This window comes from Paraburkholderia podalyriae, from assembly GCF_014397785.1.
Classification (GTDB): domain Bacteria; phylum Pseudomonadota; class Gammaproteobacteria; order Burkholderiales; family Burkholderiaceae; genus Paraburkholderia; species Paraburkholderia podalyriae.
The window spans coordinates 295,373-308,495 of the sequence record NZ_VZQQ01000003.1 but is presented as its reverse complement, the minus strand read 5'-3'; the positions used below and the strand labels follow the sequence as shown (position 1 = coordinate 308,495).

Annotated in this window: 11 protein-coding genes; 5 read left to right on the top strand and 6 right to left on the bottom strand. The window is 64.4% G+C overall.

Translation table 11 applies throughout. The features are described from left to right. Positions 1-47: 47 nt before the first annotated feature. From F6X42_RS05255 to yoaA, 3 genes are all read left to right on the top strand, one after another. Positions 48-1,052 carry a hypothetical protein gene (locus F6X42_RS05255; protein ID WP_376776320.1) on the top strand — a complete coding sequence of 335 codons (1,005 nt, stop codon included), beginning with the start codon at positions 48-50 and terminating at the stop codon, positions 1,050-1,052. A 138-nt stretch (positions 1,053-1,190) separates the two neighbouring features. Next, positions 1,191-1,409, top strand: a complete 219-nt coding sequence (locus F6X42_RS05250; RefSeq protein ID WP_187633171.1) for a DUF465 domain-containing protein — start codon at positions 1,191-1,193, stop codon at positions 1,407-1,409. Positions 1,410-1,472: 63 nt separating this feature from the next. Beyond that, complete coding sequence (gene yoaA, locus F6X42_RS05245) at positions 1,473-3,683, top strand: DNA repair helicase YoaA (RefSeq protein ID WP_246529965.1); 2,211 nt, start codon at positions 1,473-1,475, stop codon at positions 3,681-3,683. A 215-nt stretch (positions 3,684-3,898) separates the two neighbouring features. Here the strand turns inward: yoaA and F6X42_RS43830 are convergent, their stop codons facing one another. Together F6X42_RS43830 and F6X42_RS05240 are read right to left on the bottom strand one after the other, a co-directional pair. Continuing rightward, positions 3,899-4,156, bottom strand: coding sequence for a hypothetical protein (locus tag F6X42_RS43830; protein ID WP_246529964.1), 258 nt, complete (start codon positions 4,154-4,156; stop codon positions 3,899-3,901). 232 nt (positions 4,157-4,388) lie between these two features. Next, on the bottom strand, positions 4,389-5,642 hold the full coding sequence (locus tag F6X42_RS05240; RefSeq protein ID WP_187633170.1) for a cupin domain-containing protein: 1,254 nt from the start codon (positions 5,640-5,642) through the stop codon (positions 4,389-4,391). A 32-nt stretch (positions 5,643-5,674) separates the two neighbouring features. Here F6X42_RS05240 and F6X42_RS05235 point away from each other — a divergent pair, with 32 nt between their 5' ends. Beyond that, on the top strand, positions 5,675-6,217 hold the full coding sequence (locus F6X42_RS05235; protein WP_090800708.1) for an FKBP-type peptidyl-prolyl cis-trans isomerase: 543 nt from the start codon (positions 5,675-5,677) through the stop codon (positions 6,215-6,217). Here the strand turns inward: F6X42_RS05235 and F6X42_RS05230 are convergent. The 4 genes from F6X42_RS05230 to F6X42_RS05215 all read right to left on the bottom strand — a co-directional run bounded on the left by F6X42_RS05230 (position 6,197) and on the right by F6X42_RS05215 (position 12,805). Then, a complete protein-coding gene (locus F6X42_RS05230) occupies positions 6,197-7,612 on the bottom strand; it encodes a hypothetical protein (RefSeq protein WP_187633223.1) in 1,416 nt (471 codons plus the stop codon). The two genes, F6X42_RS05235 and F6X42_RS05230, sit on opposite strands and share 21 nt — an antisense overlap. Further along, positions 7,599-10,286: a DNA mismatch repair protein MutS gene (mutS, locus tag F6X42_RS05225; RefSeq protein WP_187633169.1), complete on the bottom strand. Its 2,688-nt coding sequence runs from the start codon at positions 10,284-10,286 to the stop codon at positions 7,599-7,601. Before mutS ends, F6X42_RS05230 begins: the two co-directional genes overlap by 14 nt. Before the next feature lie 207 nt (positions 10,287-10,493). After that, positions 10,494-11,792 carry a lysophospholipid transporter LplT gene (gene lplT, locus F6X42_RS05220; RefSeq protein ID WP_187633168.1) on the bottom strand — a complete coding sequence of 433 codons (1,299 nt, stop codon included), beginning with the start codon at positions 11,790-11,792 and terminating at the stop codon, positions 10,494-10,496. Between the two features lie 209 nt (positions 11,793-12,001). Further along, on the bottom strand, positions 12,002-12,805 hold the full coding sequence (locus F6X42_RS05215; protein ID WP_187633167.1) for an inositol monophosphatase family protein: 804 nt from the start codon (positions 12,803-12,805) through the stop codon (positions 12,002-12,004). Here F6X42_RS05215 and F6X42_RS05210 point away from each other — a divergent pair. Further along, positions 12,800-12,955, top strand: a complete 156-nt coding sequence (locus F6X42_RS05210; RefSeq protein ID WP_187633166.1) for a hypothetical protein — start codon at positions 12,800-12,802, stop codon at positions 12,953-12,955. The two genes, F6X42_RS05215 and F6X42_RS05210, sit on opposite strands and share 6 nt — an antisense overlap. Positions 12,956-13,123 lie beyond the last annotated feature (168 nt).

The window sequence follows — 13,123 nt, the reverse complement described above, 5'->3', positions numbered from 1 at the left end:
GAATTTCGGGCATCTTCCGTTGACCCTCTACGACGTTGCCAATCTCCTTGTCCCTCAACCGCCTGATCTCGTCGCTGGCGTCAGGTTCGCTGCCGGGTTCGTCTCGGGGTTCGTCTCAATTGCCGCTGGTTTCGCTGCGCCAGTTCCGTTCGTCGCTTGTGACGGCCGCGGCGTCGTGCGCGATCACCGCCGCGCTCGCGGTGCCGGTGTCGGCTGTGGCGCAGAGCGCGACGCCGGGGCAAGGTGCGGCGCCGGTCGCGGCATCGGGCCCGCAAGTCGCCGCAGCCGCCGACAGCCCCCAAAGCGCGAGCGACGCAGCGGCGCTGGACAAGTCGTTCGACGAGCGGCAACAGGTGCTCAATCAGCGCACTGACGACAACAACTATCAATTCGCGGTCGCGCAACACAATTGCTACAGCCGTTTCTTCGTCAATCACTGTCTGAACCGCGCGCGCGACGCGATGCGCGGCGTGCAGGCGGACATCCGCAAGGAACAGCTCGCGCTCGACGCCGAGCAGCGTGAGCAGCGCGCCCGCGAGCGCGACGAACGCACGGCATTGCGGCGCGCGCAAAACGAGGCGCAGGCGCCGCAGCGTGCCGCCGAAGACGCGCGCAACGAGCAGGCGTATCAGGAAAGGCAGCGTCAGCACGCGCTCGATCAGGCGCAGCGCAATGCCGAGGCACCGCAGCGCGAAACCAACGCGCAGGCCTACGAGGAAAAGCAGCGCCAGCACGCGCTCGACCAGGCGCAGCGTGGAGTCACGCCAGCGCAGGCAGCGGCCAATCAGAAGGCCTACGACCAGAAGCAGAGCGACTACCAGCGCAAGCTCGAGCAAGCGCGTCAGCAGGGCGCGCAAAAGGCGGCGGAGCGCCAGCAGAAGCAGGAGAATTTCGAGCGGAAGCAGGCCAACGCAGCGCAGCACAAGCTCGATGTCGACGCGCGTCAGAAGCAGGCCGCCGAGAAAGCCGAGCAGAAGCGCCAGGACGAGTTAAAGCAGCAACAGCTAGAAGAGCAGCAAAAACAGCAACAACAGCAACAACAGCAGCAGTAAGTATGCTGTAGGGGCTGTGCCGTAGAGTGAGCCGTGGCGGTCGTGGCCACGGCCGCCGTAATGCGTTTTTAGCCGGACTGCAACCTCAGGCTTCGGACCGCAGCACGCGGTTCGTGCCGCCGACCAGAGGAGCCGAGCATGCGCGATCGTCATCACGTCATCGACGCAAACACACTTCGCGACCGCATTCTGCAACTGGAATCGGAGCATAGTGGACTCGACCGGTTGATCGACCGGATGTCGGATGAGCCCGACATCGACGACTTCGAGTTGCAGCGCCTGAAAAAGCGCAAACTCAAAGTCAAGGACACTATCATCTTGCTGCAATTGCAGCTCGAACCGGACGCGCGCGCCTGAGTTCGCGGCCTGGCAGGCGCCGGGCGCGCCGCGCGCGAGCCGGACCTAGCAGGAACGCTTGCCTTGAATTCACCGCATGACACTTCATCCCGCGCCGCGGCGCTGAGCCGGAGCCGCGCGAGCGAACTCGACGAGATCTTCGCCGACAACGGTTTGCTCGCGCGGCAGATCGACGGCTATCGGCCGCGTGCGTCGCAGATCGAGATGGCGCGCGCGGTCGCGGCGGCGATGGAGGCGTCGGGCCGCGCAATGCCCGAGCCCGCGATGTTCGAAACGCCCAAGCGGCCGGCGCGGCCCCTGCAGCAGACGGGCGCCGATGCCGCCTCTGAGTCGACCGGCAACAGCGCCCGATCCGACCATGTCGAAGGCGGCGATGGCGGTGAAAACACGCTGATCGTCGAAGCGGGTACCGGCACCGGCAAGACCTATGCGTATCTCGTGCCGGCCATGCTGTGGGGCGGCAAGGTGATCGTCTCGACCGGCACCAAGCATCTGCAGGATCAGCTGTTCCAGCGCGACATCCCTACCGTGCGCGACGCGCTCGCGGTGCCGGTGTCGGTTGCGATGCTGAAGGGCCGCGCGAACTACGTGTGTCACTACTATCTGCAACGCACCGCGGACAACGGCCGACTGCCGTCGCGCCAGGAAACCTCGTATCTGCAGGACATCGTGCGCTTCGCGAAGATCACGCGCACCGGCGACAAGGCTGAACTGGCGAGCGTGCCGGAAACGGCGCAGGTGTGGTCGATGGTCACGTCGACGCGCGACAACTGTCTCGGCCAGGAGTGTCCGCACTACAAGGACTGCTTCGTGATGCAGGCGCGCCGCGAAGCGCAGCAGGCCGATATCGTGGTGGTCAACCACCATCTGTTTTTCGCCGACATCATGCTGCGTGATACCGGCATGGCGGAACTGCTGCCGACCGCGAACACGGTCATCTTCGACGAAGCGCACCAGTTGCCCGAAACGGCGACGCTGTTTTTCGGCGAGACGCTATCGACCGCGCAGTTTCTCGAACTCGCTCGCGATTCGGTGGCGGAGGGACTCGGTCACGCACGCGATGCGCTTGACTGGGTCCAACTCGGCGCGACGCTCGAGCGCGCGGCGCGCGACCTGCGGCTCGCGTTCAAGGAAGACTCGGTGCGTCTGTCGATCGGCCAGCTGCCCAACGACCATCCGTTGTTCCCCGCGCTCGAGACGCTCGAAACCGAGCTCGATGCGCTGGCCTCGGCGTTGGCGGGGCAGGCGGAGCGCGCTGAATCGCTGGGCGCGTGTCTGCGTCGCGCGCGCGAACTGCAGGACGTGCTGAGCGGCTGGACCACACAGCCGACGAACGCCGAACGCAACGCGGTCGCTACACGCGAGGGCGGCGCCGACGCGGAGCGCGCCGATCCGAACGAAAAGGTGCGCTGGATCGAGGTGTTTTCGCAGACGGTACAACTGCATGAAACGCCGTTGTCGGTCGCGCCGATTTTCGCGAAGCAGCGCGCCGGCGTGCCGCGCGCGTGGATCTTCACATCGGCGACGCTGTCGGTGCGCGGCGACTTCACGCACTATGCAGCGCAGATGGGCCTGAACTCGAAGCGTTCGATGACATTGCCGAGCCCGTTCGACTATCCGTCACAAGGCCTTCTGTACGTGCCGCGCAATCTGCCGCAACCATCGTCGCCGACGTTCACCGATGCCGTGTTCGATGCGGCGTTGCCCGCGATCGAAGCATCGGGCGGCGGCGTCTTCATGCTGTGCACGACGCTGCGCGCGGTGGACCGTATCTCGGCGAAGCTGCGCGACGCGATCGAGGCGCGCGGCTGGGGTTATCCGCTGCTCGTGCAGGGTGATGCGAGCCGCACCGAATTGCTCGACCGCTTTCGCACGTACGGCAATGCGATTCTGGTCGGCAGTCAGAGCTTCTGGGAAGGGGTGGACGTGCGTGGCGACGCGTTGTCGCTGGTCGTGATCGACAAGCTGCCGTTCGCGCCGCCGGACGATCCCGTGCTGGCCGCGCGGCTCGATGCACTGACGAAGAAGGGCTTGAGCCCGTTCGCCGTGCATCAGCTACCGCAGGCCGTGATCACGCTGAAGCAAGGCGCAGGGCGGCTGATTCGCGCGGAGACCGATCGGGGCGTGCTGATGATCTGCGATACCCGTCTCGTCGATAAACCTTATGGCCGCCGCATCTGGCAGAGTCTGCCGCCGTTCAAGCGCACCCGTGAGATCGACGTGGTACGCGAATTCTTCGAAGAAAATGTAGTGCCCGGGGCAACGGCCCGATAGAGCCTCCGGTTCTTCGCTGAAAAAACGCCGCAATAAAAAGCGGCGTTTTGTTTTTCAGGTGACGAGACAATTACCGGGCCGGCAATTTTCATTAATTGCGCTCCAAAAAGCAAAACGCCACGGAGATGAACCCGTGGCGTTTTGCCTGACTGCCCGGGAAATCGCGACGATTTCCCGAAGCAGTTTTCGCCCAGAGGCGAACCCTACGCGACAGCTTACTGGCTTGCGCCCGAAGCCGGAGCTGCAGCCGAAGCAGCAGCTTCCGGTGCCGAAGCTTCCGGAGCAGCAGCGGCCGGTGCCGAAGCTTCCGGAGCAGCAGCAGCCGGTGCCGAAGCAACTTCGCTCGCAGCAGCAGCCGGTGCCGAAGCAGCAGCTGCATCGCTAGCCGGTGCAGCGGCCTGATCGTTGCTCTTGTTGCATGCAGCGAGTGCCACAACTGCCAACAGGGATGCTACGAGGAGGGATTTCTTCATGATCACGTCCTTTTATGGTTTAAAGGTAAGCAACAGCGCAAAATAAAACCGGTAATGTGCTCCAACACCGACCTGGGCCGCTGGTGGAAATGCTCTTTTGATGAGCTGGAATCTTCCCTACGGCTTGGGCGGAAATTATATGCACTTTCGTACTGACAGTCGATAAATCCGGGGTCAATACGTTGTCTTTCTCATACAAAATTTTACTGTACGGTATAGCACGTGGGCAGAGTTACGCAAGCTCGCCCACCTGTATCCAGCCCGCACAATACCACTCGTGTAGCAGTGCTGTCACCGACGAATCGTGTGAGAGTGTTACAAAGCGTTTCGCACTCATACACCGCAGATTTGCGAGATCGAACAGCCATTTTTTCGCGCCGCCCCACGTTATTTCTTCTCCATTTACGAAGAAAAAACGGCGTTCATACAACACGCTAGTCTTGCGATCGAGCCGCAGACCGGATTTCGACGCAGCGCCGATGAAACGGACCTCGTTGAGCGGCCGTTGCGGCGGATCAAAGACGACACTCGGCTTCGGTTCGCTGAGGTACGTGCCAAGGAACGACGCAATGTCCCGCTCATTCCATCGCACCTTAGCAAGCATCGCTCCCACCCGTTCGACGAGCGCGGCGGGCAGTTCGGCTGGCCGCTCGACGGCGGCCTGCCGCGGATCGCGATAAAGCGCCCCAGCCTTGCCCGTGGCCTCGCCTCGCTCGGCCAGATGGTAGAGGAACTGCGCGGTCAGCTCGCTCTCGGACGGTGCGCGAAAACCGATCGAGCAGGTCATGCATTCGCCCTCGGCGATGCCGTCGTGGGCGATGTGCGGCGGCAGGTACAGCATGTCGCCGGGTTCGAGCACCCACTCCTGTTCGTGATCGAAGCGCTGTAAAACTTTCAAAGGCAAGCCGGGCTGCAGTGCCAGATCTTTTTGCGCGCTAATGCGCCAGCGGCGCTTGCCTTTTACTTGCAAGAGAAACACATCGTAGGAATCGAAATGCGGGCCGACGCCGCCGCCGTCGGTCGCATACGAAATCATCAGGTCGTCGAGCCGCGCATCAGGCACGAAACGGAAACGGTCGAGCAGTGCGCGCGCACGGTCATCGTAGAGGTCGACGCCCTGCACGAGCAATGTCCACGCGCGCTGCCTGACGGATGGCAGTTCGTCGGGCGCAAACGGGCCGTGCTCCAGCTGCCATTTGTTGCGGAAGTGGGTGATCAGGCGCGCTTCGACGTCGTCCTGATCGGCCAGCTCGAACAGCTCGTCCCGCGACAGCGGTGCTTCGATGTCGGGAATCGCCTGACGGATCAGCAGCGGCTTTTTCTGCCAGTAGCGGCGCATGAATTGCGACGGGCTCAGTTGGCCGAGCAGTGCGGTCGGAATGTCGGGCGAGGGCGGAAGAATGGGCTGCATGGCCGGCTTTGCAGCAGACGGCGAACTGCGTGCCAAACCCGCATCGGCCGGAAGGTGAGTGGGCCGCCTGGGCATCGTATAATGTGAGTTGTATTCTGGAGAGTCGAATGAAAATCGCAAAGAACACCGTCGTGTCGGTCGCCTACAAGCTGTCGGATGCGCAGGGCAATCTGATCGAGGAAAGCGAAGAGCCGATGGTCTATCTTCACGGCGGCTATGATGGCACGTTCCCCAAGATCGAGGAAGAGCTCGACGGCCACGAAGCCGGCTTCGAGACGCAGATCCAGCTTGAGCCGCAAGACGCGTTCGGTGAATACGATCCCGAGCTCGTGAAGATCGAGCCGCGCGATCGCTTCCCGGAACCGCTTGAAGTCGGCATGCAGTTCGAAGGCACCCCGGAAGATGGCGACGAGGAAATCGACGCGCTGGTGTACGTGGTGACCGACGTCGCGGAAGACAAGGTCGTGCTCGACGGCAATCATCCGCTCGCCGGCATGGCGCTGCGTTTTGCATTGACCGTCAAAGACGTGCGTCCGGCGACAGAAGACGAAATCCAGCACGAGCACGCGCACGGCGCGGACGGCCTCGAAGTTCTCGACGACGATGAAGACGAGGACGAAGAAGACAGCTCAAAACCGACCCTGCACTGAGCTGGCGGGCATGCGCGGTGTCGTCGCGGGGGCAGACGGCATCGATGCGGGCAAGGCAGGCGAGGCTGGCAGTATCGACCCCGGCGGCATCGAGATCGCTGGCCCGTATTCACCGCCGCCCTGGTCGGACGGGATGCGCGGCTGCTGGTCCTGCGATTCTCCGGGCGTCTGCAATACCGGCGGCAATTCCGACCCCGGCCCGAACCCTTCCACATTCGGCATTTCCGGTGCACCTGGCATCGACGCACCGGATTCGTCGCGCGGTGTGGCGGGCGGCAAGACCGGCGGCGTGGTGGGCAGCGGCATCTGCTTCGGCACGTCGCGCACGCTGACCCTGAACGGCGGCTTCCTGCCGAAATCCGCTTCTATCTGAATCCATTGGTTGAGCCGATCACGCGGCGCGAGCGCAATGCGCGTGAGATTCATCACGACCATCCCCTTGTCGTTGCGTAGCGGCTGATCGATGACGAAGCCGCCGGCCGGCCGTTCGTCGTCCGCGTGAATGACGACCACAGGTCCGGGGAAAATTTGCGCGAGCTTAACCAGACTGCGCTTGAATTCGAGAAAGCCGTCGCGGCGCGAGCTGTGCGCGAAGTGCAGCCATGCGAACCGTTCGGGTCGCTCGTAGCGCTCCGGGTCGAAGTCGCCCTGAATGAACACGACGATCGCGCGAGCGTCGCGGCGCTTCGCGTATTCTGCCGCGTGCTCGAGCCAGAATGCATTGGCGATCACGCGATCTTCGAACTCGCCGTTGCGGCCGCCCGCGCTCAGGTAGTGATTGTTCGGACCGGGCGCGTTCAGGCCGATGAAGACGATCTCGCCGGTTTTGTTGTTCGCTTTGTCGTTGACCACCCAGCGCACGTTTTCGCGAAACGGGCGAAAGCGCGACACCTCGCTCTCGCGCGTCAACGCGATCGGGTTCTGTCCCATCGACGTCGGATCGGCGAACAGCGTTTGCCGCAACTGGTCGAGCCGCTCGACCGGATCGAAGCCGCCGGCTTCCGCCGTGCCGCAATCGCCCCAGTCGTGCTGGCCGGGGATAAAGATGAGCGCGGTCCGCGAACTGTCGAGCAGCGCGTGGCGGCGCTCGAACAGCGCGTCGCGGCAAACTTCCTTCGGCCCCTTCAGATTGCCGTCGTAGACGATGAAGCGCACGTCGCGCTCGCGGGCAATCGCCTCGAGCAGCCGTTGCGTGGCGGCTTCGTCGGCGGCGCTGTGCATCGTGTCGGAGAGCACCGCGAACGCGAAGCGCGAGGTCTCGGCGTGCGCCGGCGCGGTCCCTACGCACACCGCCGCGAATACAACGATGCCGCCTATCGATGCATGCACGTGGCGCAGCGCCGCGCGAAGCCCGCGCGGGCGCCGCGGGTGTCTCGGCGTGTCAGTGGTCCGCATCCGGCGCGACGGCCAGTTCATGCAGTTCGTACAGCAGATCCAGCGCTTCGCGCGGCCGCAGATCGTTCGGATCGATGCCGCGCAGACGCTCGACGAGCGTCTGCATCGCGGGCGACGCAGGCGTCGCGTCGCCCGCGGCCTCGTTGTCGTGGTCCGCGTCTTCGGCGAGCATCGCAGGCTGCGTCGCGAACAGATCGAGTTGCGGCGCGGGCTGCGCGGCCGATTGCTGCTCAAGATGCGCGAGATGCTTGCGCGCCGCGCGGATCACCGCGTTCGGCACGCCGGCGAGTTGCGCGACCTGCAGACCGTAGCTCTGATTGGCCGGCCCTTCGTTGACCGCGTGCAGGAACACGATGCCGTGCCCATGCTCGACCGCCGACAGGTGCACGTTGGCCGCATGCGGAAACTCCACGGGTAGCTGCGTCAGCTCGAAATAGTGCGTCGCGAACAGCGTATAGCAGCCGTTGTGGGCGAGCAGGTGGCGCGCGATCGCCCACGCGAGCGCGAGGCCGTCGAACGTCGACGTGCCGCGGCCGATCTCGTCCATCAGCACGAGGCTTTGCGGTGTCGCGTCGTTGAGGATCGCGGCGGCTTCGGTCATCTCCACCATGAAGGTCGAGCGACCGCCAGCGAGGTCGTCGGCCGCGCCGATGCGCGTGAAGATGCGGTCGATCGGCCCAAAGGCCGCGCGCCGCGCCGGCACGTAACTGCCCACGTAAGCGAGCAGCGCGATCAGCGCGGTCTGGCGCATGAAGGTCGACTTGCCGCCCATGTTCGGACCGGTGATCAACAGCAGCTTGCGCTCGGTCGCGAGTGAGCAATCGTTGGCGATGAACTGCTCGACCTGCGCCTCGACCACCGGATGACGACCCTGCTCGATGTCGATGCCCGCGTTGGCCGGGAACGTCGGCGCAACCCAGTCGAGCGCGCGAGCGCGTTCGCCGAACGCGGCCAGCAGATCGAGTTCGGCGAGCGCGAGGGCGACGCGCTGACAGTCGGGAATGAACGGCAGCAACGATTGCAGCAACGCGTCGTACAGTGAGCGTTCGCGTGCGAGCGCGCGTTCCTGAGCGGACAACGCTTTGTCCTCGAAGGTCTTCAACTCGGGCGTGATGTAGCGCTCGGCGTTCTTCAGCGTTTGCCGGCGGCGATAGTCGTCGGGGACTTTGTCGGTCTGGCCGCGCGTGACTTCGATATAGAAGCCATGCACCTTGTTGTACTCGACACGCAGATTGTTGATGCCGGTTCGCGCGCGTTCGCGTGTTTCGAGATCGATCAGGAACTGTCCGCAGTTCTCCGAAATATCGCGCAGTTCGTCGAGCTCCGCGTCATATCCACGCGCGATGACGCCGCCGTCGCGCACCATCGCGGCCGGTTCCTGCGCGACCGCGAGCTTGAGCAAGTCGACGCACGCTTGCGGCGGTTCGAGCGCCGCGTCGATGCGCGCGAGCGAATCCGCGTTCGATACCACCGCTGCGAGCTGCGCGCGCACAGCAGGCAGCGCGATGAAGGTATCGCGCAGGCTCGACAGATCGCGCGGCCGCGCCGACAGCAGCGCGAGACGTCCGGTGATCCGTTCAATGTCCGCGATCTGCCGCAACGCCTGGCGCAGCGTATCGAGATCGGCGCCCGGCGGCGCGTCGAGCAACGCGCCGATCGCCTGCTGACGCGCCCGAGCCACCGCCGAATCGCGCGGCGGATGATGCAGCCAGTGCCGCAGCAGACGGCTACCCATCGTCGTGCAGCAGGTGTCGAGCAGTGAGCACAGCGTCGGCGATTCGGTGCCGCGCAGTGTCTCCGTGAGTTCGAGGTTGCGGCGCGTGGCCGGATCGAGGCCGATGTATTCGGATTCGTATTCGACCTTCAGGCTGCGCACGTGACGCAGTTGTTGGCCCTGCGTGGACGCCGCATACAGCAGCAACGCGCCGGCCGCCCCGCACGCGCAACCGAGCGAATGCGCACCGAAGCCGTCGAGGCTCGCGACGTCGAGCTGATCGCACAGGCGCTTCGTGCCCGACGTGATATCGAAGTGCCAGGCCGGCACGCGCTTGAGCGCGCTAGCGTTGACAGGTGGTGTCCAACTGGCCGAATCGGCGGTGGCGTCGGCGATCAGTATTTCCGCGGGACGGATGCGCTCCAGGGCGGCGGCGACCTGATCGGGCGCCACTTCGGCGAGGCGCAGCGCACCGCTCGCGAGATTGAGCCAGGCGAGACCGACGCTCGTCGCGACGCCGCGGCGATTGTGCGCGACGCACAGCGCGAGCAAATAGACGTCGCTCTTGTCGGACAGTAGCGACGCATCGGTCAGCGTGCCAGGTGTGACCACGCGCATGACCTTGCGCTCGACCGGGCCTTTCGACGTAGCCGGGTCGCCGATCTGTTCGCAAATCGCAACCGATTCGCCGAGCTTCACGAGCCTGGCCAGATACTGTTCGACAGCGTGATGCGGCACGCCGGCCATCTTGATCGGATTGCCCGCCGACGCGCCGCGCTGCGTGAGCGTCAGGTCGAGCAGGCGTGCGGCTTTTTCCGCGTCGTCGAAAAAGAGTTCGTAGAAGTCGCCCATCCGGTAGAACACCAGCGTGCCCGGATGCTCCGCCTTGATGCGCAGGTACTGCTGCATCATCGGCGTGTGTTGTGCGACGTCGTTGGCCGCTGCGGTTTGGATGCCCATCCTTCGTGTCTTCTTGCGGTAGATGCTCAGGGCGTGAGTTTAACCCGCCGGCGCGGCGAGCGGACCCTGGCCGAACGGACGATGCCCGACACAAGAGTCGAATGGCAGCATGACCGATTCGATCAAAGCGGGCGTTTCACGCCGTCGCGGCGCGTTCCGTCCGTCGAGCCGCGCCTCGCACTGTCGTGGCTGGAGTACCGTGGTGCATCATTCCTCGATCATCGCCCGCATGTTCACCCTGCGTTCGTTCGAGGCGCTGCGGCGCTTCGCGAGCCACATCAGCAGCGTGACGAAGCTGCCGAACACGACGATGATCCACTGCGCGGGCATCTTCGCCGTGAGCAGCAGCGCGTACATGCCGAGCATCAGCAGCACCGCGAGATTCTGGTTGAAATTCTGCACGGCGATCGAGTGACCGGCCGACAGCAGCGTCGCGCCGCGATGCTGCAGGATCGCGTTCATCGGCACGATGAAAAAGCCCGACAACGCGCCGAGCACGATCATCAGCGGATAGGCGAGCAGGATGTAGTAGTGCGCGACGTGCGTGCCGAAGCGCAGGCCAGCGCCCGGCGGGAACAGGTCCTTGTTGTAGAAAGCCATCGCGATCGCCACCGCGCCCGTCAGCACGCCGACCGGCAAAACCTTCAGCGAACTGCGCAGCGGAATCAGCGCGGCAGCGACCGCCGCGCCGATCGCGATGCCAAAGCCGGTCACGCCTTGCATCACGGCGGCCTTCGACAACGACAGCCCGAGGTTCACGTTCGCCCATTTGAGCACCAGCAGCTGCATCGTCACCGCGGCGCCCCACATCAGCGTGGTCACCCACAGCGCGATCTGCGCGAGCTTGTCGGCCCACAGCACGCGGAAGCAGTGATGGAAATCGCCGATCAGCTTATTCGGCTCGGTCAGCCGGTTCGGATAGCGCGCGCCGGTATCCGGAATGAAGATGTTGATCGCAGCGGCGATCGCGTAGGTGAGCATGACCGCGCCCATCGCGAGATCGGCGGCCGAGCGGATCAGCGGCACGTGCACGCGCGTGACGAAATGCTCGACGACGGTGCTGATCAGCGCACCGCCGAGCATCGTGCCGACGATCGTCGACAGCACCGTTGCCGATTCGAGCCACGCGTTCGCCTTCACGAGCTTCTCGGCGGGCAGCAACTCGGTGAGAATGCCGTACTTGGCGGGCGAATACGCGGCCGCGCCGAAACCGACCACGCCGTAGGCGATCATCGGATGAACGCCGACGATCATCATCAGGCAGCCGCTCGCCTTCAGTGCGTTGGAGATGAACATCACGTGGCGCTTCTGCATCGAATCGGCGAACGCGCCGACGAACGGCGCGAGCAGCACGTACGAGATCGTGAAGAAGATCTGCAGCAGCGGCGTGACCCACGCGGCCGAGCGAATCACGGAAAGCAGGGCGATGGCTGCGATCAACAGCGCGTTGTCGGCCAGCGACGAAACGAACTGTGCCGCGATGATCGTATGGAAGCCTTTTTTCATGGGGCAGGCGGGAGGCTGCGCCCGGGGCGGAAGTCGGGCAGGGTCAAAGCGGCATGGAGCAGGGAACGATCCCGGCCGGGTCCGCCCCAATCACTCCCGCTTTGTAGCACGAAGGCCCACCCACTGCAGCGCCGCCAACAAAAAAGCGGCCGAAGCCGCTTTTCTGTCCAACCGTCGACGTTGCCGCGGACCGTGCGCGGCGGCGCGGCTTACGCTGATTGCTGATGCGTGCGGCTGTAGCGCGACAGGATCGGAATCATCTGCGCGTAGATCTTCGGATTGCCCGCGACGACTTCGCCGACATGCAGGAACTCCGAATCACCGGTGTAGTTGCCGACCAGACCGCCGGCTTCGGTGATCAGCAGGCTGCCCGCCGCGACGTCCCATGCGCTCAGGCCCTGTTCGAAGAAGCCGTCCATGCGACCGGCCGCGACATTGGCCAGATCGAGCGCGGCGGCGCCCGGACGGCGCAGGCCCGCGCAGGCTTCGGTCATTGTGGCGAACTGACGGCCGTACGATTCGAGGCTGTCCTGCGCGCGGAACGGGAAGCCGGTGCCGATCAGGCAGTCGGCGAGGCGGTCACGCTTGGCGACGCGGAGGCGGCGATCGTTGACGAACGCGCCACGGCCCCGCGATGCGGTGAACAGATCGTTGCGGTTCGGGTCGTAGACGACGGCCTGCGTGACGATGCCCTTATGCGCGAGCGCGATCGACACGCAGTAGTATGGGAAGCCGTGGATGAAGTTGGTGGTGCCGTCGAGCGGATCGATGATCCACTGGTATTCGGAATTGTCGTTCGACTTGCCCGACTCTTCGGCGAGGATGGCGTGATCGGGATAGGCGGTCTTCAGCGTTTCGATGATCGCCGCTTCGGACGCTTTGTCGACCTCCGTGACGAAATCGTTGTGCTGCTTCTTGCTGACCTGGAGCAGGTCGAGATCGAGCGATGCGCGGGTGATGATCTGAGCTGCGCGGCGCGCGGCCTTCACAGCGATATTGAGCATGGGATGCATAAACTGATCCTTGTGCCGGGGCAGCACGGCTGCCGGCCGGAAAATAAGCGCGAAACCTGCGCTGACGGGCGCCGCAACGACGCAAAAACAGCACGGAACGCCAGCCCGGCTATCAAACCGGAGCGCATTCCGCCGACGGAGACGAATTGAATAAGAACGGTGCGGCCAGTTCGACGGAAGCTTCAGCAACCGTCGGCGCCGGACGCGAAAAGCGGTATTTTACCCGAGTCCGAGCGCCCTCGCGCAGGTGCTCGCGCGTACGCCTGATTCGGCACAGGCGCCCGTTGGCGCTACCATACGCGTCTTGAGTCCCTAGCC